General features: G+C 67.4%; 23 protein-coding genes. 13 read left to right on the top strand and 10 right to left on the bottom strand.

Features of this window, described 5'->3' with window-relative positions:
• Positions 1-99: 99 nt before the first annotated feature.
• Together epmA and ligA are read right to left on the bottom strand one after the other, a co-directional pair.
• A complete protein-coding gene (gene epmA, locus EO139_RS17145; RefSeq protein ID WP_126971606.1) occupies positions 100-1,062 on the bottom strand; it encodes an EF-P lysine aminoacylase EpmA in 963 nt (320 codons plus the stop codon).
• Positions 1,059-3,560, bottom strand: coding sequence for an NAD-dependent DNA ligase LigA (ligA, locus tag EO139_RS17140; RefSeq protein WP_126971604.1), 2,502 nt, complete (start codon positions 3,558-3,560; stop codon positions 1,059-1,061). Before ligA ends, epmA begins: the two co-directional genes overlap by 4 nt.
• A 177-nt stretch (positions 3,561-3,737) precedes the next feature.
• Between ligA and EO139_RS17135 the strand changes: the two genes are divergently transcribed.
• Positions 3,738-4,862: a pyridoxal phosphate-dependent aminotransferase gene (locus tag EO139_RS17135; RefSeq protein ID WP_126971602.1), complete on the top strand. Its 1,125-nt coding sequence runs from the start codon at positions 3,738-3,740 to the stop codon at positions 4,860-4,862.
• A 181-nt stretch (positions 4,863-5,043) separates the two neighbouring features.
• Here EO139_RS17135 and zipA read toward each other — a convergent pair whose 3' ends face one another.
• From zipA to EO139_RS17105, 6 genes are all read right to left on the bottom strand, one after another.
• Entirely contained in the window at positions 5,044-5,775 is a 732-nt protein-coding gene (gene zipA / locus EO139_RS17130) for a cell division protein ZipA (protein ID WP_104648445.1), read from the bottom strand.
• A gap of 56 nt (positions 5,776-5,831) precedes the next feature.
• Positions 5,832-9,335: a chromosome segregation protein SMC gene (gene smc / locus EO139_RS17125; protein WP_119129115.1), complete on the bottom strand. Its 3,504-nt coding sequence runs from the start codon at positions 9,333-9,335 to the stop codon at positions 5,832-5,834.
• Between the two features lie 208 nt (positions 9,336-9,543).
• The gene (rplI, locus tag EO139_RS17120) at positions 9,544-9,993 is read right to left on the bottom strand and encodes a 50S ribosomal protein L9 (protein WP_016904199.1); all 450 of its coding nucleotides are present in this window, start codon (positions 9,991-9,993) and stop codon (positions 9,544-9,546) included.
• A 240-nt stretch (positions 9,994-10,233) separates the two neighbouring features.
• Complete coding sequence (gene rpsR, locus EO139_RS17115) at positions 10,234-10,464, bottom strand: 30S ribosomal protein S18 (RefSeq protein ID WP_005991243.1); 231 nt, start codon at positions 10,462-10,464, stop codon at positions 10,234-10,236.
• A gap of 11 nt (positions 10,465-10,475) precedes the next feature.
• Positions 10,476-10,910, bottom strand: coding sequence for a 30S ribosomal protein S6 (gene rpsF, locus EO139_RS17110; RefSeq protein ID WP_006451585.1), 435 nt, complete (start codon positions 10,908-10,910; stop codon positions 10,476-10,478).
• 323 nt (positions 10,911-11,233) lie between these two features.
• A complete protein-coding gene (locus tag EO139_RS17105; RefSeq protein WP_126971600.1) occupies positions 11,234-11,572 on the bottom strand; it encodes an iron-sulfur cluster assembly accessory protein in 339 nt (112 codons plus the stop codon).
• A 218-nt stretch (positions 11,573-11,790) separates the two neighbouring features.
• Between EO139_RS17105 and asnS the strand changes: the two genes are divergently transcribed.
• From asnS to EO139_RS17035, 12 genes are all read left to right on the top strand, one after another.
• Positions 11,791-13,185 carry an asparagine--tRNA ligase gene (asnS, locus tag EO139_RS17095; protein WP_126941790.1) on the top strand — a complete coding sequence of 465 codons (1,395 nt, stop codon included), beginning with the start codon at positions 11,791-11,793 and terminating at the stop codon, positions 13,183-13,185.
• Between the two features lie 259 nt (positions 13,186-13,444).
• Complete coding sequence (locus tag EO139_RS17085) at positions 13,445-13,750, top strand: hypothetical protein (protein ID WP_104582804.1); 306 nt, start codon at positions 13,445-13,447, stop codon at positions 13,748-13,750.
• The gene (locus EO139_RS17080) at positions 13,747-14,073 is read left to right on the top strand and encodes a hypothetical protein (RefSeq protein WP_104648442.1); all 327 of its coding nucleotides are present in this window, start codon (positions 13,747-13,749) and stop codon (positions 14,071-14,073) included. The genes EO139_RS17085 and EO139_RS17080 overlap by 4 nt, the downstream gene beginning before the upstream one ends.
• 1 nt (position 14,074) lies before the next feature.
• Positions 14,075-14,713: an FMN-binding negative transcriptional regulator gene (locus EO139_RS17075; RefSeq protein ID WP_126971598.1), complete on the top strand. Its 639-nt coding sequence runs from the start codon at positions 14,075-14,077 to the stop codon at positions 14,711-14,713.
• 90 nt (positions 14,714-14,803) lie between these two features.
• Complete coding sequence (gene can / locus EO139_RS17070) at positions 14,804-15,466, top strand: carbonate dehydratase (RefSeq protein ID WP_126971596.1); 663 nt, start codon at positions 14,804-14,806, stop codon at positions 15,464-15,466.
• A gap of 85 nt (positions 15,467-15,551) precedes the next feature.
• Entirely contained in the window at positions 15,552-16,082 is a 531-nt protein-coding gene (locus EO139_RS17065) for a 3-hydroxyanthranilate 3,4-dioxygenase (RefSeq protein WP_126941784.1), read from the top strand.
• Positions 16,083-16,283: 201 nt separating this feature from the next.
• A complete protein-coding gene (locus tag EO139_RS17060) occupies positions 16,284-18,425 on the top strand; it encodes an FUSC family protein (RefSeq protein WP_104648438.1) in 2,142 nt (713 codons plus the stop codon).
• A 34-nt stretch (positions 18,426-18,459) separates the two neighbouring features.
• Positions 18,460-19,731, top strand: coding sequence for a kynureninase (kynU, locus tag EO139_RS17055; RefSeq protein ID WP_126971594.1), 1,272 nt, complete (start codon positions 18,460-18,462; stop codon positions 19,729-19,731).
• Between the two features lie 172 nt (positions 19,732-19,903).
• Positions 19,904-21,271 carry an NAD(P)/FAD-dependent oxidoreductase gene (locus EO139_RS17050; protein ID WP_126941780.1) on the top strand — a complete coding sequence of 456 codons (1,368 nt, stop codon included), beginning with the start codon at positions 19,904-19,906 and terminating at the stop codon, positions 21,269-21,271.
• Positions 21,272-21,377: 106 nt separating this feature from the next.
• Positions 21,378-22,823, top strand: coding sequence for an exodeoxyribonuclease I (gene sbcB, locus EO139_RS17045; protein WP_126941778.1), 1,446 nt, complete (start codon positions 21,378-21,380; stop codon positions 22,821-22,823).
• Positions 22,820-23,506 (top strand): DUF2461 domain-containing protein, encoded by a 687-nt coding sequence (locus EO139_RS17040; protein WP_126971592.1) that lies wholly within the window; start codon positions 22,820-22,822, stop codon positions 23,504-23,506. The genes sbcB and EO139_RS17040 overlap by 4 nt, the downstream gene beginning before the upstream one ends.
• Before the next feature lie 124 nt (positions 23,507-23,630).
• Positions 23,631-24,203, top strand: a complete 573-nt coding sequence (locus EO139_RS17035) for a DUF2939 domain-containing protein (RefSeq protein WP_115676679.1) — start codon at positions 23,631-23,633, stop codon at positions 24,201-24,203.
• 67 nt (positions 24,204-24,270) lie between these two features.
• Here EO139_RS17035 and EO139_RS17030 read toward each other — a convergent pair whose 3' ends face one another.
• Both EO139_RS17030 and EO139_RS17025 read right to left on the bottom strand, forming a co-directional pair.
• A complete protein-coding gene (locus EO139_RS17030; RefSeq protein WP_126971590.1) occupies positions 24,271-25,014 on the bottom strand; it encodes a transferase in 744 nt (247 codons plus the stop codon).
• Positions 25,015-25,018: 4 nt separating this feature from the next.
• Positions 25,019-25,984: a 5'-nucleotidase gene (locus EO139_RS17025; RefSeq protein WP_126971588.1), complete on the bottom strand. Its 966-nt coding sequence runs from the start codon at positions 25,982-25,984 to the stop codon at positions 25,019-25,021.
• Positions 25,985-26,004: the final 20 nt, after the last annotated feature.

Here is a 26,004-nt window from a genome sequence, read left to right as displayed (position 1 = left end):
ATGTGAAGATAGCAATACGGGGGACATGACAGCGGGATGGCAGCGGGGCGCACCGTGCGCGACGATGCCACGCCGGGGCCATTGCAGTCCTTGCCGGGGTCAGGCGCGGGCGAACGCGAAGGCCAGCACATCGGCAATCTGCGTGGTGTTGCGCATGGCCATCAACAGCCGGTCCACGCCGACCGCCACCCCGGCGCAGTCGGGCAGTTGCGACAGCACCGCCAGCAGCCGCTCATCCACCGGCAGCTGCGGCAATCCGCGCGCCGCGCGCACCGCGTTGTCGCGCATGAAGCGCGCACGCTGCTCCTGCGCATCGTTGAGCTCGTGGTACCCGTTGGCCACCTCGTAAGCGCCCAGATACAGCTCGAAGCGCTCGGCCACCGGCGGCTCGTCGGGGCGGATGCGCGCCAACGCGCACTGGCTGGCCGGCCAGTCGTGCACCACGGTCAGCGTGTCGCTGGCAAAGCCCGGCTGGAGCCGATGGGTCATCAGCAGATCCAGCCAATCGTCGCGGGTCAGGCCCTCCGGATCGATCGCGACATCGTGCAGCGGTGCGCGCAGCGTTTCGATCGGGTCGCGCAACGGGTCGATGCCCAGTGCCTGCACGAACAACGCGCGATAGCTCAGTACCTGCACCTGCGCCTGGCGCCCGACCAGCGCAAGCGCGCGGCGCACCAGCGCGATGGTTTCCTGCGCCAGCGCGCGATCGTCCCAGCCCACCCGGTACCACTCGAGCATGCTGAACTCGGGATTGTGGCGGCCGCCGGCCTCGCCGTTACGAAACACCCGCCCCAGCTCGTAGCAATCGCCCACTCCGGCGGCCAGCAGCCGCTTGAGCGGATATTCCGGCGATGTGCGCAACCAACGCACCGGCGCGCCGGCATCGACATGGCCGCTGAAGCGCGTGCTGAAACTGTCGATATTCGGCTCGGTGTTGCCGGCCTCCGACAGCACCGGCGTCTCCACTTCCAGCACGTCGCGCTCGGCGAAGAAATCGCGGATCAGCGCGTTGAGCCGCGCGCGTAACCGCAACGCGGCCAGATCGACCTGCGCTGCATTCATGGCTGCTGGCCGTGCTCGCCGAGGAAGGCCAGCAAGCGCGCCTCATCCCAGATCTCCACACCCAGCGACTGCGCCTTGTCGAGCTTGGACCCGGCCTCTTCGCCGGCCACCAGAAACGCGGTCTTCTTGGAGACGCTGCCGGCGACCTTGGCGCCCAGCGCCTCCAGCCGTTGCTTGGCCGCATCGCGGGTGAGCGCAGCCAGGGTGCCGGTGATCACCACGGTCTGGCCGTCGAGCGGGCCCGTTTGCAGCGCATCGGCTGCGGGCAGACGCGCCAGCACCGTTTCCATCGCCTGTTGCGCGGCGCTGGCCAGGGCCGCGTTTTCCGGCCGCTCCAGCCATTGCAGCAACGACGCCACCACCGCCGCCGGAACGCCGGCCTGCTGCAAGGCATCGGACCCCGCATTGCGCAGCGCGTCGAACGAAGCCACCGCGGCAGCCAGTTGCTGCGCACGCACCGGCGTCACCTTGGGGATGTCCATGTCTTCCAGCACGCTGGCAAAGCTCAGCGCCTCGCGCAGCTTGGGCGATGGCGGATGCGCATCGCCGATGCGCACGCCACGCTGCAGCAGGTCGTCGATGGCCTGCTGATTGCCGGGCTGGTCGAGGAAGTGCCCGAGCGAACGCGCCACCTCGCCACCGATGTCCGGCACGCGCTTGAACAGCGGCCACGGCAGATGGCGGATCAGTTCAAGGTCGCCGAACCACGCCGACAAGGCCTTGGCGGTGCTTTCGCCGACATGCTCGATACCCAGCGCGAACAGGAAACGCTCCAGCGTGGTATCGCGCGATTGCGCGATCGCCGCAATCAGGTTTTCCGCCCACTTGGTGGCGATCTTCTTGCGGTTCCAGTCGAACGCCGGCAGGCCGGCGCGCAACAGGTCCGCCTGCCAGGTGTGCGGCACCTCGCGCTCGCCGGCCAGGTCCACACCGATGCCGACCACGGTGGTTTCCAGCTGGCCATACGCACCGCTGGCCAGATGCTCGCGCGCCTCGCGCAGGAACGCATGCGGGCTCTCGGCGGTGCTGATCAGGCGCAGTTGCAGCAGCTGATCCACGGTGAGCAGATACAGGTCGGCCACGCCCTGCACCACACCGCTATCGACCAGCACCTCGATGAATTTTTCGCCCAGGCCATCGACATCCATCGCGCGGCGCGAGACGAAATGCCGAAACGCTTCCTTGCGCTGCGCCGGGCAGGTCAGCTCGCCGGAGCAGCGCCACACCGCCTCGCCCTCCTCGCGCACGATCTCCGACCCGCACACCGGGCAGTGCGTGGGCATCTGCCATGGCTGGGTGCCGGGTGGCCGTTGCTCGGCAACCACGCCGGCCACCTCCGGAATCACATCGCCGGCACGCCGCACGATCACGGTATCGCCCACGCGCACATCCAGCCGCGCGATCTGGTCGGCGTTGTGCAAGGTGGCATTGGTGACGATCACCCCGGCCACGTGCACCGGCTTCAGCCGCGCCACCGGCGTGGCCGCACCGGTGCGGCCGATCTGGATCTCGATCGCCTCCACCGTGGTGGACTGCTCCTGCGCCGGGAACTTGTGCGCAATCGCCCAGCGTGGCGCGCGCGCGACAAAGCCCATCTCGCGCTGGCCGGCCAGATCGTCGAGCTTGTACACCACGCCATCGATGTCGAAGGGCAAGCCATCGCGCGCTTCACCGATGCGCTGGTAGTAGGCCAGCAGGCCCGCGCTGCCCTGCACCACCTCGACCAGGGCGCTGACCGGGAAACCCCACGTGCGCAACTGCGCCAGGATTGCCGAATGCGTCTGCGGCAACGCACCTTCGCTCACTTCGCCCACGCCGTAGGCAAAGAAACTCAGCGGGCGCTGCGCCGTGATGCGCGCATCCAGCTGGCGCAGCGAACCGGCGGCGCCATTGCGCGGATTGGCCAGCACCTTGCCGCCGTGCAGGCGCATCTGCGCGTTGTAGGTTTCGAAGGCGGCGCGCGGCATGTACACCTCGCCGCGCACTTCCAGCACCTGCGGCCAGCCTGCGCCACGCAGGCGCAGCGGAATCGCCTTGACGGTACGCAGATTGGCGCTGACATCCTCGCCGGTAGCGCCGTCGCCGCGCGTTGCGCCCTGCACGAACTCGCCGTTTTCGTAGCGCAGGCTGATCGCCAGGCCATCGAGCTTGGGCTCGGCCGAGAACAGCGGCTGCTTCACCTCCAGCCGCTCGCTGATACGCCGTACGAACTCGGTCACTTCCTCGTCGCTGAAGGCATTGCCCAACGACAGCATCGGCAGGGCATGCCGCACTTCGGCAAAGCGCGAGGCGGCCAGGTGGCCGACGCGCTGGGTCGGCGAATCGGCGCTGGCCAGCTCCGGATGCGCGGCCTCCAATGCCTCCAGTTCACGCATCAGGCGGTCGTAGTCGACGTCGGCCATCTGCGGCTCGTCGAGCACGTGATAGCGGTAGTTGGCGTCCTCGATACGATGACGCAGGGCGTCGATACGCTGCGCGGGGTCCGGGCTGACAGTCATGCGATCGCTGGGCTGGCTCTGGGCCGCCCATTCTAACGGGCCATGCCGGGGTGCAAGTGCGGCCGGGCAGCTGGCAAACCGTGCGACAGCGAGCCCTGCAGCGATTTTCCCGATAGGCAGACAGGCGCAAACCCGCTAGCGTGGCGCCCTCTTTGCCTGCTCGCCTGGAGCTTACCCGTGTCGTTGCCTGTCTCGCGCCGTTCGTTTCTCAGCCTCGCCAGCGTTGGCGTGGCAGTTTCCGCACTGGGGCTGCCCCCTGCGGCCGAGGCAGCCCGCAAACGCGCGGCTGCGCCGGCCAAGCCCGGCGTGGCGCCGGCAGCGGGCGCGGTGTTTCTCAACCTCAACGAGCATCCGCTTGGCCCCGCACCGGCCGCACTGGATGCCGCAACCCGCTCGCTGGCACGCGCGGGCCGCTATCAGGTCGAGATGGAGCAGGACCTGCGCAATCTGATGACCGGCGAGCTGCAGCTGCCCGGCGACCATCTGGCGTTCTTTCCCGGGTCCAGGGATGCGCTGAATCGTGCCGGCAGCCTGTTCACCTCCGCGCGTGCAGGGCTGGTGGTGGCAGACCCAAGCTTCGATCCGATCGTCGACAGCGCAAATGCCCGCGGCGTGCCGGTACGCAAGGTGCCGTTACGGGCCGACGGCGCCCACGACGTCAAGGCAATGGCCAAGGCCGACCCGACTGCTGGCCTGATCTACCTGTGCAATCCAGGCAACGCCAGCGGCGCCATCACCCCGCGCGCCGATATCGAGTGGCTGCTGGCCAACAAGCCGGCCAGCGCCGTGCTGGTGGTCGACGAAGCGTATATCCACTACAGCAACGAGCCGTCCGTGGCCGACCTGGTGCGTCAGCGCCAGGACCTGATCGTGCTGCGCAGCTTCTCCAAGCTCTACGGCATGGCCGGCCTGCGCCTGGGCGCCGCGCTGGCGCCGCCGGGGCTGCAGACCAAGCTCGCCAGCCTGGGCAGCAACCCGCTGTCGGTCACGGCAATGGCCGCCGGCATCGCCAGCCTGCGCGACCCGCAACTGGTGCAGACCCGTCGCGCGGAAAACGCCCGCGTGCGCGACGACACCATCGCCTGGCTCAAGACCAAGGGCTACACCTGCCTGCCCACGCAGGCCAACTGCTTCCTGCTCGACGTCAAGCGCGATGCCGGCGTGTTCGCCGATTCGATGCAGAAACAAGGCGTCATCGTCGGCCGCAGCTGGCCGATCTGGCCCAAGCGCGTGCGTGTGAGCGTCGGCACCGAGGCGGAGATGCTGCGGTTTCGCGAGGCCTTTGCCAAGGCGAAGCGCTGAGCGCACGGCACTGGGTGGTCATCCCTTCTCCCATCGGGAGAAGGTGCCCCGAAGGGGCGGATGAGGGTGCAAGCGAAGCCTTGTGCCGTCCAACTACCCCAGGGCTTCGCCCCGTACCCTCACCCCAACTCCTCTCCCGCAGGAGAGTGGCTTTGATGCCCTCTCCTGCGGGAGAGGGAACTCACCAGCGCGGCGACTTGGTCAGCGGCGGGGCCTGGTGCTGGCGGTCGTAGGCGCGCAGCTCGTCGCGGATATGCGCCACCCGTTGACGGCCCAGCGCATTGCGGCTGTCGTCCAGCACCACGCCGTCGAGCAGTTCGGCCATGCGCTGCACGGTCGGCAGCATCTTTTCCCAGGCATCCAGCGCGGTCATCGGCGCCGGCAAGGTGAGGAAGAACGCAATCGCCGGGGTCTGCATCTCGCGGATGTTGGCCATGTCGAAACTGCCGGGCTTGAGGATGCTGGCCATGCTGAAGATCGGCCCGCGCTCCGGATGCCCTTCCACCAGGCGGTGGAACACATTCATGTGCCCGAACACCAGCCCGGTCTTCTCGGCAGCGACGACAATGTCTTCGCCGCGCAGGACCTGGCCGGCCTTGGCGGCCACGAACAGCGACACGATCTTGTCGAAGTCCTGGTTCGGGCGCTTGCCGACATCGTTGCCGCCGGCCGCATCGGCATCGTCCAGGTTCAGTTCGCTTTGCTCGGCGCCTTCACTGCGCGCGAACGGGTCGCCCTCCACGCCGGGCTCGCCGGAAATCACCGGCTCGCGGCGCTCGCGCGGCTGCCCGTCGTCCTTGTCGACCCGGCGGCCTTGCGGCGATTTTTTCGGGCGACCAAACAGGAAGATGGCCGCGACCAGCAGCAGTCCAGCGATCAGGATCCCGATCCGGATCATGGCCATGTCGGACATTCAGCGTGCCTCCGCATAAGAGTGACAGGTGTCTATATTCCAACAAGCATGGCACGTCATGCCGCACCCGCCAAACGTGCGGCCTCTTCCAGGTCCACGCTGACCAGGCGGCTGACGCCCGGCTCGCGCATGGTCACGCCCGAGAGCTGACGCGCCGCCTCCATCGTTGCCTTGTTGTGACTGACGAACAGGAACTGCACCTTCTCGCTCATTTCCCGCACCATGTTGGCCAGCCGGCCGACATTGGCTTCGTCCAGCGGTGCGTCCACCTCGTCGAGCAGGCAGAACGGCGCCGGATTGAGCTGGAAGATCGCAAACACCAGCGCCACCGCGGTCATCGCCTTCTCGCCACCGGACAGCAGCGAGATGCTGGACACGCGCTTGCCCGGCGGGCGCGCCATGATGGTCACGCCGGTATCGAGCAGGTCTTCGCCGGTGAGCTCCAGATAGGCGTGCCCACCGCCGAACAGGCGCGGATACAGCGCCTGGACGCCGGAATTGACCCGGTCGAAGGTGTCCTTGAAGCGGCCGCGGGTTTCGCGGTCGATCTTGCGGATCGCCTCTTCCAGCGTCTCCAGTGCAGTGTTGAGATCCAGGTTCTGTGCGTCCAGATATTCCGAACGCTGCGCAGCCTCGCCGTACTCCTGGATCGCGGCCAGATTGACCGGCTCCAGCCGCCGCATGCGCCCGTCGATCTGGCCGACTGCCGCTTCCCACTCGGCCACGTTCGCTGCTTCCGGCAATCCATTGACGACGTCCTCGAGCACGAAGCCGGCCTTCACCACGGCGGCCTCCAATTGCTCTGCGCTGAGCACCAGCGCCTGCTGATCGAGCTTGCGCTGCGAGATGCGCTCGCGCTGGGCCAGCGCCTGTTCGTCGCGTTGCTGACGGGTCTGCTCGTAGCTGCGCAGTTCGCCATCGATGCTCTCCAGCATCGTGCGCGCTTCGCTCAGCACGCGCTCGGTACGCACACGCTCGCTCAAGGCGGCCTGATGCTCGTGTTCCAGCGTTTCCACCGGCGAGTCACCGTCGCTGAGCTGGGCGACCAGATCCTCAAGGCGCGTATCGAGCTGGCCGCGCTGGCTGTCCATGCGCTCCAGCGTCTGGCTCAGCGAGGTGATCTGGGTGCGTTGCGATTCCAGCGTGAGCGCCAATGCGTGCATCGCATCGCGCACGCCACGTGCGGCATCGCGGGCCTGGTCGCGCGCATCGGTGAGCTGGCGGCGTTCGTTCTCCAGCGCCTCGCGGGTCCCTTGCAGATCGCCCATCAGGGTCACCGCGTCTTCGAGCTTGGCGCGTGCCTCGCGTGCCTGCTCGCGGCTGGTGTCCAGCGTTTCCAGCAGCTGCGACAATTCGTTTTCGATGCGTTCGATGCGCGTGCGCGCGGCATCGACCTTGCCCTGCTGACTCTGCAGCTGGCCGGCCAGTTCGGACACGCTGCGATGCGCCATGTACAACTGGCGCTGCGCATCTTCGCGCTGCTGTTCGGCCGCCAGCAGCTGCTCGCGGAAGCTGCCCAGGCGCTGTTCAAGCTCGGCTTCGCGCTCCTGCAGCGTTTCGATCTGCGCGCGCAGTTCCTGGATCTCGCGCTCGCGCAGCAAGGCGCCCTGCTTGGCGGCGCCGGAACGCGATACCCGCACCCAACCCTCGCCCAGCCGCTCGCCGCTGCGGGTGATGACCGAATCGCCCTCGGGCAGGCTGCGCTGCAGCGTACGTGCCGCGTCCAGATCCTCGGCCGCGTGCAGGCGCGCGAGCAGGCGACGGATCGCGATCGGCCCCTGCACCTTGGCCGCCAGCGAGGTCGGCGCAAATGTCGCGTTGTCGTCGGCACTGGACACCAGCGCGATGCGGCCATCACCCAATTCGCCCAGCGCATCGACCAGTTGTTCGGGCGCCTCCACCAGCACGCCTTCGATCAACTGCCCCAAGGCGCCTTCGACCGCGTTTTCCCAGCCGCTTTCGACCGTGATGCGCTCGCCCACACGCGCGGCAGAATCCAGCCCGCGCGAGGTCAGCCACGCCACCGCCGCGCCCTGCTCCTGGCCGAGTGCGGCCTGCTGCAAGGTTTCCAGCGACGACAGCCGGCCACGCGCGGCCTGCGCCTGCTTGCGCACCTCGGCCAGCTCGCCCTGGCTGGCGCGCTGTTGTTCCTGCAGCCCGCCGAGCGCGTGCTTGCGCGCTTCGACCTGTTCGGTCAGCCCGTCCAGCGAGGTCTTCTGGGTTTCGTGGCGCAACTCGATCTGCTCGAACGCCTCGGCCAGCGCGTCCAGATCCAGCCCGGCGCGCTCGTTGACCAGCGCTTCGCGGCGGCGTTCGGCCTCCAGCGACTGGCGATCGAGATAATCCACACGCGTGCGTTCCACCTCGCCGGCACGCGAGGCTTCGCCGGTGTCGCGGTTATGGGTTTCCCAACGCTGCTGCCAGTCGGCCAGGCGCGCCTCGGCTTCGCGTAGCGACTCCTGGCGGAATTCGTGGTCTTCGCGCAGCTGTTCCAGCTGCGGTTCGGCAGCGTCCACCGCCTCGCGCAACACCGCCAGCCTGGCCGAGTCGCCGCTGATGTGCTGGGTCAGTTCCTGCAGTTGGCTCTGCGCCTCGTCGCGCGCCTTGTGCAGGCGATGCGAGAGCTCGCGCTGGTGCTGGATCTGCTGCTCGATGCGCGCCAACGCACCACCGACCTGATAGACATCGGCCTGCGCCTTGGCCACCGCTTCGGCGGCTTCCTCGCGACGCGCGCGCCCGGTTTCGATCCGCGCCTCGGCATCGCGCTGTTCGGCGATCAGCTGCTGCAGCCGGGTCTCTTCCTGGTTCAATTTCTCGCGCAGGCCCTGCAGCCGCCCGTCCAGCCCGCGGTATTCCAGCGCCTTCCACTCGGCGTCCTTGATCCGGCGCTCTTCCTGCAAGGCCTGATACTGCTCGGCCTGGCGCGCCTGGCGCTGCAGATGCGCCAGCTGCTTGGTGATCTCTTCGCGCAGGTCGCCCAGGCGATCGAGGTTCTCGCGGGTATGCCGGATGCGCGTTTCGGTTTCCTTGCGGCGCTCCTTGTACTTGGAAATGCCGGCGGCTTCCTCCAGGTACACGCGCAGGTCTTCCGGGCGCGCCTCGATGATCTGGCTGATCATGCCCTGCTCGATGATCGAATAGCTGCGCGGGCCAAGACCGGTGCCCAGGAACAGGTCGGTGATGTCGCGGCGCCGGCACTTGGTGCCGTTGAGGTAGTAGGCGCTGTTGCCGTCGCGGCTGACAAGGCGCTTGACCGAGATCTCGTTGAACGAGGCGAACTCGCCGCTGATGGTGTGATCGGAATTGTCGAAGATCAGCTCCACCGTCGCCTGCGACACCGGCTTGCGCGCCGAGGAGCCGGAGAAGATCACGTCTGTCAGCGAGTCGCCGCGCAGGCGGCTGGCCGAACTTTCGCCCATCACCCAGCGCACCGCGTCGATGATGTTGGACTTGCCGCAGCCATTGGGTCCGACGATGCCGGTCATGTTGGTGGGCAGGTGCAACGTGGTCGGGTCGACGAACGACTTGAAACCGGACAGTTTGATCGTGGACAGGCGCATGGGGCTGAAGGTTCCGGGCACCGCACGGGCGAGGCCGGCAGGCGCTTTTTCCTGTGAAGCCGACACCTAAGCCCTTGATCCACAAGATCTGCAGGCCGTGGAACCGGCAATGGAACACGAGTATAGCGGGCCTGCCATCGTTGGCGCGGCCGCACAAAGACGAAGGGCGCCCAACCAGGCGCCCTTCGGGTACAGCGTGCAGCGTGGATCAGGCGTCGGATTCGACGATGACCTTGACCGAGGTTTCCACATCGGCGTGCAGGTGCAGCACAACGTCGTACTCGCCGACATTGCGGAACGCGCCTTCGCCCAGGATCACTTCACTCTTTTCCAGCGGCAGGCCGGCGGCGGTGAACGCCTCGGCGATGTCGCGCGGACCGACCGAGCCGTACAGCTTGCCTTCGGTCGACGCATGCGCGCCGATGGTGACGCTGGCGCCTTCGAACTTGCCGGCGCGGCTCTGGGCATCGGCCAGGATGGTGTTGGCCTTGGCTTCGTAATCGGCACGCTTGGCTTCAAACGCTTCGACGTTGGCAGCGGTGGCCGGTACGGCCTTGCCCTGCGGCACGAGGAAGTTGCGGCCGTAACCCGGCTTGACGCTGACCTTGTCGCCCAGGCCGCCGAGATTGGTCACTTTCTGCAGAAGAATCAGATCCATGGTGGTGCTCCGTTATTCGTTAGCGCCGGCGCTTTGGCCGACGCAACGTTTGCTGTCCGAAAAGACGGGATTCGGGAATCGGGATTTGGGAATCGCAACAGCACGATCAACACCGCATCTCGAACGACCGGCCTCTATATTTTTAGTAACCCGCACATGGATGTGCGGGCTCTTGTGAGGGACCCATATACAACTGAGGGACTCACATACAACCGTGCGGGCTATTCCGAGGGACTCGGATTAGACGTCGTGATTGTCCGTGTACGGGATCAGCGCCAGGAAACGCGAGCGCTTGACGGCCGTGGCCAGCTGACGCTGGTACTTGGACTTGGTGCCGGTCACGCGGCTCGGCACGATCTTGCCGTTCTCGGTGAGGTACTGGCGCAGGGTGTTGAGATCCTTGTAATCGATCTCCTTGACGCCCTCGGCGGTGAACTTGCAGAACTTGCGACGACGGAAGAACTTGGACATGACAGCGCTCCTTAAGCGGCTTCGGCGTTGTCGCCGTCGGTATCGGTGGCGGCAGGTGCAGCATCGCCCTCATCGTCATCACGACGACGACGCTCGCTACGCTCGGGCTTGTCGCCCTTCTCGTCCTTGCTCTTCATGATCAGCGACTGCTCGGTGTCCGGGCCATCGCGCTTGACGACCAGGTGACGCAGCACCGCATCGTTGAAGCGGAAGCTTTCCACCAGCTCGCTCAGCACGGCCTGGTCGACTTCGATGTTGAGCAGCACGTAGTGCGCCTTCACCAAGTTCTGGATCGGGTAGGCCAGCTGACGGCGGCCCCAGTCTTCCAGACGGTGGATGGTGCCGTTACCGCCCTCGATCAGCGACTTGTAGCGCTCGATCATGGCCGGGACCTGCTCGCTCTGATCCGGGTGGACCAGGAACACGACTTCGTAATGACGACTCATGTTGTATTACCTTTCGGATGTGGCCACGTGGGCCGGACAGCTCCCCGGTGACCCGCGCAAGGCGGCCGGTGGAGCAAGGGTTCCCGCCCGGAACCGGGCAGGAAGCAGGAAAGTATGGCAGTTCAGTCGCTTAGCCGCAACCAGGCAGACTGCCGTGAGGCTAAAAGCCCCTCTCCTCTCGGGAGAGGGGTTGGGGTGAGGGTCGGGTGGCGAAGCCCGCGCAGCATTCGAAGGCTCATGGCTTCGCCCGTGCCCTCATCCGCCCTTCGGGCACTTTCTCCCCTGGGGAGAAGGGACTCCAGTGCCGGTGGGCTCAGCCGGGCTCAGCGATGCTCGGCTTCGGTCGTGAAGCTTTCCCCGCACCCGCACTCGGCGGTCGCGTTGGGGTTGCTGAAGGTGAAGGTCTCGCTGAGGCCGTGCTTGCCGAAATCGATGCAGGTGCCATCGACCAGCGGCAGGCTGACCGCGTCGACGAAGATGCGCACCCCCTGCTGCTCGAACACCGCATCGTCGTCGCGCTTCTCGCGCGCCAAGTCGGTGACATGGCCCCAGCCCGAGCAACCGGTCTTGGTCACGCCAAAGCGCAGACCCAGCGTCCCCGGGGTCTGCTGCACGAAACGCTGCACGCGCTCCAGCGCGGCGGGGGTGAGGCTGATGGCCATGGGAGATGCTCCGAAAACGATGGTAAAACACTGGTGGCAAGTATAGCGAGGCTGCACCGACCGGGGCTGCGCCCGCTGATACGACGTGTTCCCCAGATGGGGCCATGCCCCGCCGTCGACAAGCGCGACCACCGGCAAGCCGTTCAGATGCTCGCGCCAGCGCGCCCGCAGCCAGTAAACTCGCAGACCATTCAAAGTCGCTACGGCGAGGACAAGTCATGACGGTGGTCAGCGTTGAACATGCGCTTGCGGGAAAACTCCCGGAAGGCGGCGAAGTCACGGTACGGGGGTGGGTGCGCACGCTGCGCGGATCTGCCGGACTGGCCTTCATCAACGTGACCGATGGCTCGTGCTTTGCCCCGATCCAGGTGGTGGCCAACGACACCTTGCCCAACTTCGACGAGATCAAGCGCCTGACCAGCGGCTGCTCGCTGATCGCCAAGGGCGTGCTGGTGAAATCGCAGGGCAAGGGCCAGTCGTTCGAGATCCAGGCCAGCGGCGTGGAGATCGTCGGCTGGGTCGAAGACCCGCTGACCTACCCGATCCAGCCCAAGCCGATGTCGCCGGAGTTCCTGCGTGAAGTGGCGCACCTGCGCCCGCGCACCAACCTGTTCGGTGCGGTCACCCGCATCCGCAACTGCCTGGCGCAGGCGGTGCACCGCTTCTTCCACCAGAACGGCTTCAACTGGATCAGCACCCCGATCATCACCACCTCCGACGCCGAAGGCGCCGGGCAGATGTTCCGCGTCTCCACGCTGGACATGGTGAACCTGCCGCGCGATGCCAGCGGTGCGGTGGATTTCAGCCGCGACTTCTTCGGCAAGGAAACCTTCCTGACCGTGTCCGGCCAGCTCAACGTGGAGGCGTACTGCCTGGCGCTGAGCAAGGTCTACACCTTCGGCCCGACCTTCCGCGCCGAGAACAGCCATACCACGCGCCATCTGGCCGAGTTCTGGATGATCGAGCCGGAAATCGCCTTCGCCGACCTGACCGAAGACGCGCGCCTGGCCGAACAGTTCCTCAAGTACCTGTTCCGCGCCGTCCTGGACGAACGTGGCGACGATCTGGCCTTCCTGGCCGAGCGCGTGGACAAGAACGCCATCAGCAAGCTGGAAGCCTTCATCAATGCGCCGTTCGAGCAGATCGACTACACCGAGGCGGTGAGGCTGCTGCAGAACTCGGGCAAGAAGTTCGACTTCCCGGTCGAATGGGGCCTGGACCTGCAGACCGAGCACGAGCGCTGGCTGACCGAAGAACATATCGGCCGCCCGGTGGTGGTGACCAACTACCCCGAGCACATCAAGGCCTTCTACATGCGCCTGAACGACGACGGCAAGACCGTCGCGGCGATGGACGTGCTGGCGCCGGGCATCGGCGAGATCATCGGAGGCAGCCAGCGCGAAGAGCGCCTGGACGTGCTGGATGCGCGCATGGCGCAGTTCGGCCTGGATCAGGAGCACTACGGCTGGTACCGCGATTTCCGTCGCTACGGCTCGGTGCCGCATGCCGGCTTCGGCTTGGGCTTCGAGCGCCTGGTGGTCTACGTGTGCGGGCTGAGCAATATCCGCGACGCCATCCCCTACCCGCGCGCACCGGGCAGCGCCGAGTTCTGACCGTGCGCCTGCTGGCTGCCGCCGCCCCGCACCTGCAATCGCCGGCCTTGGCGCCGGCCCTGCCAAGCCTCGGCATGGCAGGCGTGTGCGGCGTCCGGCCAGCCGAGCCGGCAGCCACGCTTCCGGTTCCAGGTGCGTGGCGGCAGGGTGACACGGCACGCCAGGCCCTCCTCCGGGCCAGGCGTCCGTTAGGGTGGAGCATCGCTGCGCCGGTGGCTGGCGCAGCACTTCTGCAACGCTTACTGAGGCCGGCGGGCACATGACCCTGTTCTTCGCACTGTGTTTTGTCGGCGTCGCCGTCGCCGGGCTCACCGCCTTGCTGATCTTCTGGCCACTGACGCTGGTGCACCTGCGCGACCGTCATCCCGAGGCGCTGGCCAGCTTCGGCGATCCGGCCTTCATCAGCCCTGCGGCACTGCGCTGGTTGCTGACACGGCGCTACCGCAGCCACCGCGACAATGCGCTGTCCGGTCTGGCCACACCCGCCTGGCTGTCGCTGCTGACCATCTTCTTCGGCCTGGGCATGGCGGCCCTGCTCGGCCTGCTTTCCAAGGTAATGCCATGAATACCCCGCAAGACACTGCACAGGACCACCACGATTCGTGGTGGCTGGCCACGATCGGCCGCACGCTGATCTGGGCGCGCCTGCGCGTCAAGCAGGCCGGTACCGCCGAAGTCCTGGACAGCGACGGCAAGATCCTGCCCTACGACAGCGAAGACAGCGCCCGTGCGGCCTTGTTCGATGCCGAATTCGTCGCGCTCGACGGCCTGGACGAGGAAGACGCGCTGATGCGTGGCTTCTCGCTCGACGAGGTGTCGCCGCCGCGCGGCGACGACGATGCCGACCTGCGCGAACGCATGGTGCTGACCCTGGGCGGTCGCGCCTGACATGTACGCCCCGCGCGCGTTCGCGCAGACCGATCTGGCACTGCTGGACTGGCTGATCGCGCGCGACCCGTTCGTCACCCTGATCAGCGGTGGCGAGGACGGGCAGCCGGCGATCTCGCATCTGCCGGTGCTGTACCGACGCCAGACGCAGGCAGTGGTCATCGAAGGCCACTGGGCGCGCCCCAATCCGCAGGCGCGCAGCCCCGGCGATGCGGTAATCGTGGTGCAGGGCCCGCACGCCTATGTGTCGCCGAGCTGGTATCCGGACAAGGAAACGGCCGCACGCGTGCCGACCTGGAACTACGCCGTGGCGCATCTGCATGGACGCTGCGAGCAGGTCAGCGATGAGGTGGCGCTGGGCGACCTGATCGGCCGCATGAGCGCGCACTTCGAGCAGCGCGTCGGCAGCGACTGGCTGTTCGAGATGGAACGCGACAGCCACCGCCGCCAGTTGCGCGGCCTGGTCGGCTTCCGCTTCGTCCCCAGCCGCATCGAGCTGACCTTCAAGCTCAGCCAGAATCATCCGGCCGGTAATGTCGCTGCCGTGAGCGAGGCACTCCAGCAACAGGCGTCCGCCGACTCCCGCGAGCTGGCATCGCTGATGCGCGATGCCCTGCAGGTACGCGATGGCGCAGCATGAGCGGTGCCATACAGCATCGATTTGCGCATCACTTCCTTTCGCTCATCTGTCGATCACACACTGCCCTTCGTCCTCTGGAATACTGCCCCCATGAACGAGCTCAACCATTTGCTTGAAAACAACCGTGCCTGGTCCGAGCGCATCCGTCGCGAGGACCCGGAATTCTTCTCCAAGCTGTCCACCCAGCAGACGCCCGAGTATCTGTGGATCGGCTGCTCGGACTCGCGCGTGCCGGCCAACCAGATCATCGACATGGCGCCGGGCGAGGTGTTCGTCCATCGCAACATCGCCAACGTGGTCGTGCACACCGATCTGAACTGCCTGTCGGTGATCCAGTTCGCCGTCGACGTGCTCAAGGTCAAGCACATCCTGGTGGTCGGCCATTACGGCTGCGGCGGCGTGTTTGCCAGCCTGACCCAGAAGCGCATGGGCCTGGTCGACAACTGGATCCGCCACGTCACCGATGTGGCCGACAAGCACGAGGCCTGCCTGCACGATGCGGGCGACCTGCCGATCCAGCATGCGCGCCTGTGCGAGCTCAACGTGCTCGAACAGGTGGTCAATGTCTGCCGCACCACCATCGTGCGCGATGCCTGGGAGCGCGGCCAAGCGCTGCAGGTGCATGGCTGGGTCTACAGCCTGCGCGACGGACGTGCGCACGACCTGGGCATGTCGATCGACCGCCCCGAACTGCTGCAGGAACGCTACGACGCGGCGCTGGCACAGATCCAGGCCGATCACGCCGAACGCTGAGCCGCACCCGCACGCCATCCCGCCGCGGCGCCCATCGGCGCCGTCGGTTGGCTATGCTGGACGTCTTCTTTGCCGAGGAACGTCGATGCTGGTCCCGCCGATCAACCTGCAAGCCTGGATCGAGCAACACCGCCACCTGCTCAAGCCGCCGGTGGGCAATAAATGCATCCAGCAGGACGGCTTCATCATCATGATCGTCGGCGGGCCGAATGCGCGCACCGACTATCACTACGACGAAGGCCCGGAGTGGTTCTTCCAGCTCGAAGGCGAGATGGTGCTGAAGGTGCAGGATGACGGTGTGGCACGCGACATCCCGATCCGCGCCGGCGAGATCTTCCTGCTGCCGCCCAAGGTGCCGCATTCGCCGCAGCGCGCGGCCGGCTCGATCGGCCTGGTGATCGAACGCGAGCGCCTGCCCGACGAGCAGGACGGCCTGCAGTGGTATTGCCCGCAGTGCAATCACAAGCTGTACGAGGCGATGTTTCCGCTGCAGGACATCGAAACCGATTTTCCGCCGGTGTTCGATCATTTCTACCGCTCGCTCGCGCTGCGCACCTGCACCCGGTGCGGACACCTGCATCCTGCGCCGGAGCGCTATGCCACTGTCCAGGCATGAGCGGGCGATGACGTATGGCACGGCTGGGCACGTCTTGCGCAGGTCTTCGGAGCGCGTTCGCTCGATGGCCGCGCGTGTGCGTCACGTCGGCAGCGTAATGCCGCGCAATTGCAACGACGGCGCAACTGCCCGCAACGTGCTGCGTTTCAACCGCGTGCACGCGCGGCGGCCACGCTGCGTGCCCGCGCTGAGCCGCATGCCATGCTGCGCACGCTGATCGACCTCAAACCGCGCGACGTGCCGCTGCGCGTCGCGCTGCGCAACACCGCCGCGGTGGTGCTGCCGCTGGCGGTCGGCGTGGCCACCGGGCATGTCGCCGCCGGCCTGGCCGTGTGTACCGGCGCGCTCAACACCATGTTCACCGACCAGCCCGGCCCGTATCGCGCGCGCCTGCAACGCATGCTGATGGCCGCGCTGGCTGCCGGTCTGGCCGCGTTGCTCGGCATCTGGGTCGGCCACAACACGCCGGCCCTGGTGATCGCCGGGCTGCTGCTCGGCCTTGGCGGCGGCTTGCTGGTGGCGCTCGGCCCGGTGGCGGCGCGTGTAGGGCTGACCAGCATGATCCTGCTGGTGGTCAGCGCCGACATGCGCTTGCCGGTGCAGCAGGCAGCGGGTGTGGCGGCGTTGATCTTTGCCGGCGGCCTGCTCCAGGTGGTGCTGGCGTTGGCCGCCTGGCCGCTGCAACGCTATCGCCCGGAGCGCTTCGCGCTGGCCGACCTGATGCGTCAACTGGCCGGCATCGCACGCCAGCGTCCGGAAGCCAGCGCCCCGCCGCCGGCCACCCAGGAAGTGCTCGATGCGATGGTGATGCTGCATGGCGAGCATCGCTCGCGCGCGATCGCCGTGCAGAGCTTCCGCATCATTGCCGAGCTGTGCGAGCGCGTGCGGCTGGAGCTGCTGTCATTGGCCGATGCCGACACCCGCCTGACCGAGTCGCAGGCGCGGCCGGCGATCGAGCGCGTGCTCGAACGCAGCGCCATCGTGCTGGAACAGCTCGCGCATGCAATGACGGTGGGCGAAGACCCGCTCGCCGCCAATGCCTCGATGACCGGCTTCGACGATCTGGTCGCCGCGCTGGCGCAGTTCCAGCACGACAACGCCGACACCCGCGAGCGCCGACTGGTGCGGGTGGCGGTAGCACGCGCGCAAGGCCTGGGCGGCCAGCTGCGCGCGCTGATCCGCAACGCGCATTGGGCCAGCAGCCGCGGCGAAATCCAGGCGCAGCTGGCCGAAGCGCGCCTGCCGGCGGCACTCAGGCCCGCCGCGACCTGGGCCACGCTGCGCGCGAACCTGGATCTGTCCTCGGTGGCCTTCCGGCATGCCTTGCGCTGCGGCGTGTGCCTGGCACTGGCGATCGCCTTCCAGCGCTGGCAGCAGATCCCGCACGGCTTCTGGATTCCGATGACCACCGCCATCGTGCTCAAGCCGGATTTCGGCGGCACCTTCAGCTTCGGTGCCCTGCGCGTGGCCGGCACCTTCGTCGGCCTGCTGGTGGCGACCTTGCTGGCGCATCTGGCGATGGATGGCGCGAGCGTCCGCCTGGCGTTGCTGGCACTGTTCTGCCTGGGCTTCCGTTTGCTGACGCAGGTGAACTACGGCATCGGCGTGGCGTTCCTGACCGGCATGCTGGTGCTGCTGCTGTCCTTCGAGGGCGTGGCACCGGGCGAGGCCATCGGTGCGCGCCTGCAGGCGACGGTGGCCGGCAGCGCCTGGGCGCTGATCGCCTACGCGCTGTGGCCCACGCGCGAGCGCCGGCACATCCGCGCATCGCTGGCGCAGCTGCTCAGCGCGTATCGCGATCATCTGCGCAATCTGTTACTCGGCAGGATGGAGGATCTGGGCGACACCCGCGCTGCCGCACGCGTGGCGCGCACCAATGCGCAGGCCTCGATCGAACGCCTGCGCGGCGAGCCGCGCAGCCGGCGCAATCTGCACGAGCTCAAACTCGCCGAGTCGTTGCTGGCCAACGGCAACCGGCTGATCCGCGCCACCTTGTCGCTGGAGGCGGTGCTGCGCGACGGCCATCCCCTGCCTGCGCTGGACGCGCTGCCGGCATTCGCGCAACAGGCCGACCAGGCGCTGTCCGAGCTGATCGCCTGCCTGCTCGACGGCGGCATTCCCGCCGCGGCCACCTTGCGCAGCGCCGAGCGCCAGCTGTCCGATGCATTGGCGGCCCTGCCCGACGGCTCGCCGGCCACCGCCGCACTGGCCGACACCATAGACCGCATCACCGACAGCATCGGCACGTTGACGCATCTGCTGCGCCCTGCCCGGCCAGCCGCGACCACCGCCGCGCCCGACGTACCGGCCGCGCATGACGGCGCACAGGGTGCCGGCGGGTAAACTGCGCCACTGACCTGCGTTGCGAGCCGTGATCATGACCGACCTGCTGTCCCGCGCCCATGCCGTTGCACTGGACGCCGCCGACCCGCTGCGCCAGCTGCGCGATGACTTCATCTTCCCGCAGCATGCCGGCCAGGATCAGACCTATTTCGTCGGCAACTCGCTGGGCCTGCAGCCACGCGCCGCACGCGCGATGGTGGCCGAGGTGCTCGACCAGTGGGGTGCGCTCGCGGTGGAGGGCCACTTCACCGGTCCCACCCAGTGGCTGACCTATCACCAGCTGGTGCGCGATGGTCTGGCCCGGGTGGTCGGCGCACTGCCCGGCGAAGTGGTGGCGATGAACACGCTCAGCGTCAACCTGCACCTGATGATGGCCAGCTTCTACCGCCCCACGCCCGAGCGCGGCGCGATCCTGATCGAAGCCGGCGCGTTTCCATCCGACCGCCATGCGGTGGAATCGCAACTGCGCCTGCATGGGCTGGATCCGGCCACGCAGCTGATCGAAGTGCAAGCCGACCAACCCAACGGCACGCTGTCGATGGCGGCCATTGCCGATGCCATCGCCCTGCATGGTCCGCGGCTGGCGCTGGTGCTGTGGCCCGGCATCCAGTACCGCACCGGCCAGGCCTTCGACCTGGGCGAAATCGTGCGGCTGGCACGCGCACAGGGCGCGGCGGTGGGTTTCGATCTGGCGCATGCGGTCGGCAATATCGCGATGACGCTGCACGACGACGGCGTGGATTTCGCGGTCTGGTGCCACTACAAATATCTCAATGCCGGCCCCGGCGCGGTGGGTGGCTGTTTCGTGCACGAACGCCATGCCAACAGCGACCTGCCGCGTATGGCCGGCTGGTGGGGACACGAGCAGCAGACCCGGTTCCGTATGGATCCGCAGTTCGTGCCCTCGCCTGGGGCCGAAGGCTGGCAGCTGAGCAATCCGCCGGTGCTGGCGCTGGCGCCGCTGCGTGCCTCGCTGGAATTGTTCGACCAGGCCGGCATGGCGGCGCTGCGCGCCAAGTCCGAACACCTCACCGGGCATCTGGAACAGCTGATCCACGCCCGTGTGCCGCAGGTGCTGCAGATCGTCACCCCGGCCGCGCCGGCGCAGCGTGGCTGCCAGCTGTCGTTGCGGGTGGCCGGCGGCCGCGCGCAGGGGCGTTCGCTGTTCGAGTCCCTGCAGTCGGTGGGCGTGCTCGGCGACTGGCGCGAACCGGACGTGATCCGCATCGCACCGGTGCCGCTGTACAACCGCTTCTGCGACCTGCACCAGTTGGTCGAGCACGTGGAAACCTGGGCCGCCGCCTGAGCACGTACGGCACAGACTGTGCCAGCGAACACGGCTGCGCGTGAGCCGGAATCGGCACCCGCGCACGTACACTCCGAACCCGCACCTGGCCGACGCAGCAGGTGCCGCTGCCAGCCACTCTCCTTCCTCCCTCTTGGCCGGCACTCGCGTCCGGCCGCTGCCGGATACCGCATTGAGCGCAGTCTCTCCCCGTTCCCTGACCCTGATCGGCGCTGGCCTGGCCGGTTGCCTGCTGGCCATCCTGTTGTCGCGTCGCGGCTGGCAGGTCACCGTCTACGAGCGCCGCGGCGACCCGCGCATCAAGGGCTACGAGTCCGGCCGCTCGATCAACCTGGCGCTGGCCGAACGCGGCCGCCATGCACTGCGCCAGGCCGGCGCCGACGACGCGGTGATGGCCAAGGCGGTGATGATGCGCGGGCGCATGGTGCACCCGCTGCACGCGCAGCCGCAGCTGCAGCGCTATGGGCGCGACGACAGCGAAGTGATCTGGTCGATCCACCGCGCCGCGTTGAATGTCGCGCTGCTGGATCTGGCCGAACAGTCCGGCGCATGCGTGCACTTCTACCGCCGCCTGCATACGGTGGACTTCGACGCCGGCTATGCGCGCTTCATCGACGATCGCGACGACCAGCCGCACGAAATCCATTTCCAGAGCCTGATCGGCAGCGATGGCGCCGGCTCGGCATTGCGCGCGGCGATGCAGCGCAAATCGCCGCTGGGCGAGCGCACCGAATTCCTCGATCACTCCTACAAGGAGCTGGAAATTCCGCCGTTGCCCGGCGGCGGGTTCCGCATCGAAGGCAACGCGCTGCACATCTGGCCGCGCGGGCGCTACATGTGCATCGCGCTGCCCAACGACGGCGGCACCTTCACCGTCACGCTGTTTCTGCCCAACGCCGGCGAGCCCAGCTTTGCCACCACCCGCAACGGCGACGAAGCGCTGGCCTTGTTCGCGCGTGATTTCCCCGATGCGCTGCCGCTGATCCCGCAGCTCAAGGAACATTGGGAAGAACATCCGCCCGGCCTGCTCGGCACCCTGACGCTGGACCGCTGGCATCTGGGCGGCCGCGCATTGCTGATCGGCGACGCCGCGCACGCGATGGTGCCGTTCCACGGCCAGGGCATGAATTGCGCGTTCGAAGATTGCGTGGCGCTGGCAGAGCAACTGGACGCGCACCACGATCTGGAAACTGCGTTTGCCGCGTTCCAGGCTGCACGCCGTGAGGATGCCGCGGCGATCCAGCAGATGGCGCTGGAAAACTATCTGGAGATGCGCGACCGCGTCGACGATCCCGACTTCCTGCTGCAGCGCGCGCTCGAACAGCAACTTCAGGCACGCTGGCCCACCCGTTTCGTGCCGCATTACACGATGGTGACCTTCCTGCGCACGCGCTACTCGATCGCCCTGGCGCGCAGCGAGATCCAGCGCGAGATCCTGGTCGAGGCCACGCGCGGGCACAGCGACCTGTCGCGCATCGACTGGGCGGCACTGGAAGCGGTCGTGCATGCGCGCCTGCAACCGCTGGAAGGCGCGCACTGATCAAGCTGCACAGGCCGGCGTCAGCGGGCCGGCGCGCGGATAAGAGATACTAGGCAGCACTGGCGGCGCCCTCCGCAGCGCGCCGCGGATCTGGATTTGATACGGCATGCCTGACAGCTTTCTCTTCTACGACCTGGAAACCTTCGGCCAGGATCCGCGCCGCACGCGCATCGCGCAGTTCGCCGCGGTGCGCACCGATGCGCAGCTGCGCGTGATCGAAGAACCGATCAGTTTCTACGTGCAGCCGGCCAACGACCTGCTGCCCTCCCCGTACGCGACCATGGTCACCGGCATCACCCCGCAGCACGCACTGCGCGAAGGCGTGAGCGAGGCCGAAGCGTTCGCGCGCATCTCCGAGCAGATGAGCCGGCCGCAGACCTGCACACTGGGCTACAACTCGATCCGCTTCGACGACGAATTCGTGCGCTGCGGGCTGTTCCGCAATTTCTATGACCCGTACGAGCGCGAGTGGCGCGGCGGCAATTCGCGCTGGGATCTGCTGGACGTGCTGCGGCTGGTGCATGCGCTGCGCCCGGACGGCATCGTCTGGCCGCAGCGCGAAGACGGCGCCACCTCGTTCAAGCTCGAACACCTGGCCGATGCCAACGCGGTGCGCGAAGGCGATGCACATGAAGCGCTGTCGGACGTGTACGCCACCATCGGCATGGCACGCAGGTTCCAGCAGCATCAGCCCAAGTTGTGGGACTACGCGCTGCGTCTGCGCGACAAGCGCTTTGCGGCAACGCTGCTGGACGTGATCGGCATGCAGCCGGTGCTGCATGTCTCGCAGCGCTATCCCGCCTCGCGCATGTGCGCTGCCGCAGTGCTGCCATTGACGCGCCATCCACGCATCGACAGCCGCGTGATCGTGTTCGATCTGGAAGGCGACCCTGAAGTGCTGTTGCGCCTGAGCCCGGACGAGATCGCCGACCGGCTGTATATCCGCGCCGCCGACCTGCCCGAAGGCGAGCAGCGCATTGCGCTCAAGGAAGTGCACGTGAACAAGTCGCCGGCGCTGGTGGCCTGGCAGCATCTGCGCGCGGCGGATTTCCAGCGCCTGGGCATCGACCCGGACGCGGTGCTGGCCAAGGCTGCACGCCTGCGCGCGCTCGGCCCTGAACTGGCCGAAAAAGTGCGCCAGGTGTACGGCAACGAGCGCGCTGCGGCGCCGGCGGTCAACGATGCCGATGCCTCGCTGTATGACGGCTTCCTGGCCGAAGGCGACAAGCGCCTGCTGGCGCAGGTGCGCGCCAGTGCACCGGCCGAGCTGGGCGCGCTGGAATCGCGCTTTCGCGATCCGCGCCTGGTCGAGTTGCTGTTTCGCTACCGCGCGCGCAACTGGCCGCAGACCTTGTCGTTCGACGAGCAGGAACGCTGGAACGTCTACCGCCGCCAACGCCTGCTCGAAGACCGTGGCCTGGGCGAGGTCACGCTCGACCAGTTCCATGCGCAGATCGCGGATTTACGGCTTGCTCACCCGGACGATGCTACCAAGCAGTCCCTGCTCGACCAGCTCGCCGCCTGGGGTTTGGACCTCCAACGCACGCTATGACCACCTATTTTTCCGACGCCAGTTTCAAGTTCCTGCGCGCCCTGGCGCGCCACAACGACAAGACCTGGTTCAACGACCACCGGCATCAGTATGAGGCGCATGTGCGCCAGCCGTTCCTGCAGCTCATCACCCACCTGCAGCCCGCGCTGGCACAGGTCAGCGAGCACTATCGCGCCGACCCCAAGACCCAGGGTGGCTCGCTGTTTCGTATCTACCGCGATGCGCGTTTTTCCAACGACAAATCGCCGTACAAGAACTGGCAAGGCGCGCGCCTGTTCCATGAGCGCCGCCGCCAGGTGCCGGCGCCGTCGTTCTATATCCATTTGCAGCCGGGCGAGAGCTTCGTGGGTGCGGGGCTGTGGCATCCGGAGCCGGACACCCAGCGCAAGCTGCGCCAGTTCATCTTCGACAATCCCGCCAACTGGAAAGCGGCCGCCTACGAGCCAAAACTACGCCGCAAGTTCGCGTTGGATGACAGCGAGAAACTGGTGCGTGCGCCGCGCGGCTTTCCCAACGATTTCGAGTTCATCGACGATCTCAAGCATCGCAACTGGGCGTACCTGCGTCCACTCGACGATGCCATCATGACCAGCCCGCGCCTGCGCCAGACCATCGAGGCGGACCTGGTGGTGCTGGCGCCGTTCGTCGATTACCTGTGCGCCGCGCTGGATCTGGAATTCTGATGCATCGCACGGCGCCGACGGCAATCGACGCTGCGCAGGTAACCGGCGGACCGCGGCGATTTCTCGCTGCGCGGCGCCATGCCTCGATGCGCCTGGTACAGACAACAGCAATGGACTGCATGCCATGAAGAAGCGCTGGTTGCTGCTGCCTGTGCTGGCCGCGTTGCTGCTGGCCAGCTATGTGGTTGCGGGCCCGTATCTGGCCATTCGCGGCATCAGCGAGGCAGTCGCCAGTCGCGACGCCGCACAGCTGGAACGTCATGTGGACTTCCCCAGCCTGCGGGTCAACCTCAAGGCGCAGCTGGACGATTACCTGATCCGCCAGGCCGGCAGCCGCATGCAATCCAGCCTGCTGGGCGGATTCGCCCTGCAGCTTGCCAGCGGCATCAGCGGCGCCGGCGTGGACACGCTGGTGACGCCGCTGGGCATCGGCGCGTTGCTGCAAGGCCATAGCGTGTGGAATCGCGTTACCGGCACCACCGTCAGCCCGGACACCTATGCGGCGCCGGCACCTGCTCGTCCGCTGCAAGGCGCGCAGCAGCGCTTCGAGTCCACCCGCCGCTTCACCGCCACCACCCGCACCGCAGCCGGAGCGCCGGTGGTGTTCGTGCTGACCCGGCAAGGCCTGCGCTGGCGGTTGACCGATATCCGCTTGCCGCTGGCAGAGGCGGAAGCGGAACATCCGCTGACCCCATAAGCGCGCGCCCGCGAGCGATGTTGGGCTTGTCGCATTTGCAAGCGGACGACGGGCGCCGGACAGCGGCTCAGGAAAACCGCCAGGCCCGCTCCATCCACGCCGCCTGCAGCCGCAACATCGACGGCCGCAGCTGCCGGCGTGCCGACCACGGCAGCACCGCCAACGCCTGCTCCGCAGTGCCCGGCGTGCGCTTGCCGTTCCAGGCGTACAGCAGCTGGTTTCGCGGGTCCGGCTCGGGCAATAGCAGCACCCGCCCCTCGAACACCTCGCGCAGCGCGGCCAGATGCCCGGCCAGCGGCACCTGGAACAGGTTCAGGGCCAGCACACCGCCCGGCGTCAGCGCAGCGCGGCAGTCGGCGTAGAACCCGGGCGTGCACAACGCCGGCGGAATGCCATCGGCATCGTAGGCATCCAGCAGCAGCAGGTCGTAGCGTCCGGCACGCGTGCCGATCCACTGCGCACCATCGCCGTGCGTGACCTCCAGCCGCGCATCGTCGCGTGGCACGCCGAACGCATCGCGCAGGGCCAGCACCTGCGCATCGGCGTCCACCGCTTCGATGCGCGTGCTGCGCAGATAGCGGTGACAGAACTTGGCCTGCGCGCCGCCGCCGAAGCCGATCAGGCCGACGCGCTCGGGGCGCGGCTGCAACCACAGCGCCGCGAGCATGCCGCGCGTGTACGGCAGCATCAGCCGGTACGGCGCCCAACGCGACATGCGCGTCTGGACGGTGTCGTCGGCAAAATACAGCTCCAGTTGCCGCCAGCTGGAGCGCAGCGCGGCGCGTCCAGACGGCCTCGGTGCCTCGCTCACTCGCTCACCTGCCCGGCGGATCGTTGGCCACGCCATGTGGTACGTGACCGGCCGCCACATGCTGGTGTTGGCGCGCACTGTCGATGTTGTGCTGCGAATCGTCGAAGAAGATATCCGCGCCGAACGCCTCCAGGAACGGCCCCTTGTGGCGTCCGCCGAGGAACAGCGCCTCGTCCAGGCGCACGCCCCATTCGCGCAGGGTGCGGATCACCCGCTCGTGCGCCGGCGCCGAACGCGCGGTGACCAGCGCGGTGCGGATCGGCGAGGCCTCGCCGGGCGGGAATGCCGCCTGCAGCGCATGCAGCGCCGACAGGAAATTGCGGAACGGCCCGACCGACAACGGCTCGCGCGCACGTTCGCGCTCGTGGCGCCCGAACGCCTCCACGCCCTGCTCGCGCGAGATGCGTTCGCTCTCGTCGCCGAAGATCACCGCATCGCCGTCGAAGGCGATACGCAATTGGGTGGACAGGCGGCTTTCGTCGTTGTGCACGATCGCCGCGGCGGCCTCGGCGCGTTCGCCCGGCGCACGCGGCATGATGGTCGCCGCCGCGATGCCATGGGTGAGTGCGCGGCGTACCGATTCCGGATTGGCCGACAGGAACAGATCGGTGCCGAACGGCTTCACGTACGGCCAGGTCGGCTGGCCCGAGGTGAAGGTCGCCCGCAGGATGCCCAGGTTGTAGTGCTGGATCGAATTGAAGATGCGCAGCCCGGTATCGGCGGAATTGCGCGACAGCAGGATCACCTCGACACGCGGGGTTTCCTCGGGCACATCGTGGTTGAGCGCCAGCAGCTTGCGCACCACCGGAAAGGCGACGCCCGGCTCCAGGATGTCGTCCTCGTGCTCGCGCTGGAACGCCGAATACGCCTCCACGCCATCGGCCTCGAACAGCGCATGGCCTTCTTCGAGATCGAACAGCGCGCGCGAGGTCACCGCGACGGTCAGGAGCCTGGGGGAATTATCAGCCATTGGGGTGCCGGGAATGGGGA

It is taken from the genome of Xanthomonas sp. BRIP62411 (assembly GCF_003993525.1).
Classification (GTDB): Bacteria; Pseudomonadota; Gammaproteobacteria; order Xanthomonadales; family Xanthomonadaceae; genus Xanthomonas; species Xanthomonas euroxanthea.
The sequence above is the reverse complement of the archived record's forward strand: the minus strand, read 5'-3'. Positions and strand labels throughout refer to the sequence as shown.

Coding starts and splice junctions, on each gene's coding strand:
- epmA (WP_126971606.1), bottom strand. CDS start 1,062: ATGAATGCAGCGCAGGTCGATCTGGCCGCGTTGCGGTTACGCGCGCGG.
- sbcB (WP_126941778.1), top strand. CDS start 21,378: ATGCCTGACAGCTTTCTCTTCTACGACCTGGAAACCTTCGGCCAGGAT.
- EO139_RS17080 (WP_104648442.1), top strand. CDS start 13,747: ATGAATACCCCGCAAGACACTGCACAGGACCACCACGATTCGTGGTGG.
- ligA (WP_126971604.1), bottom strand. CDS start 3,560: ATGACTGTCAGCCCGGACCCCGCGCAGCGTATCGACGCCCTGCGTCAT.
- EO139_RS17060 (WP_104648438.1), top strand. CDS start 16,284: ATGCTGCGCACGCTGATCGACCTCAAACCGCGCGACGTGCCGCTGCGC.
- smc (WP_119129115.1), bottom strand. CDS start 9,335: ATGCGCCTGTCCACGATCAAACTGTCCGGTTTCAAGTCGTTCGTCGAC.
- EO139_RS17040 (WP_126971592.1), top strand. CDS start 22,820: ATGACCACCTATTTTTCCGACGCCAGTTTCAAGTTCCTGCGCGCCCTG.
- asnS (WP_126941790.1), top strand. CDS start 11,791: ATGACGGTGGTCAGCGTTGAACATGCGCTTGCGGGAAAACTCCCGGAA.
- rplI (WP_016904199.1), bottom strand. CDS start 9,993: ATGGATCTGATTCTTCTGCAGAAAGTGACCAATCTCGGCGGCCTGGGC.
- EO139_RS17025 (WP_126971588.1), bottom strand. CDS start 25,984: ATGGCTGATAATTCCCCCAGGCTCCTGACCGTCGCGGTGACCTCGCGC.
- kynU (WP_126971594.1), top strand. CDS start 18,460: ATGACCGACCTGCTGTCCCGCGCCCATGCCGTTGCACTGGACGCCGCC.
- can (WP_126971596.1), top strand. CDS start 14,804: ATGAACGAGCTCAACCATTTGCTTGAAAACAACCGTGCCTGGTCCGAG.
- EO139_RS17035 (WP_115676679.1), top strand. CDS start 23,631: ATGAAGAAGCGCTGGTTGCTGCTGCCTGTGCTGGCCGCGTTGCTGCTG.
- rpsF (WP_006451585.1), bottom strand. CDS start 10,910: ATGAGTCGTCATTACGAAGTCGTGTTCCTGGTCCACCCGGATCAGAGC.
- zipA (WP_104648445.1), bottom strand. CDS start 5,775: ATGTCCGACATGGCCATGATCCGGATCGGGATCCTGATCGCTGGACTG.
- EO139_RS17085 (WP_104582804.1), top strand. CDS start 13,445: ATGACCCTGTTCTTCGCACTGTGTTTTGTCGGCGTCGCCGTCGCCGGG.
- EO139_RS17105 (WP_126971600.1), bottom strand. CDS start 11,572: ATGGCCATCAGCCTCACCCCCGCCGCGCTGGAGCGCGTGCAGCGTTTC.
- EO139_RS17075 (WP_126971598.1), top strand. CDS start 14,075: ATGTACGCCCCGCGCGCGTTCGCGCAGACCGATCTGGCACTGCTGGAC.
- EO139_RS17065 (WP_126941784.1), top strand. CDS start 15,552: ATGCTGGTCCCGCCGATCAACCTGCAAGCCTGGATCGAGCAACACCGC.
- rpsR (WP_005991243.1), bottom strand. CDS start 10,464: ATGTCCAAGTTCTTCCGTCGTCGCAAGTTCTGCAAGTTCACCGCCGAG.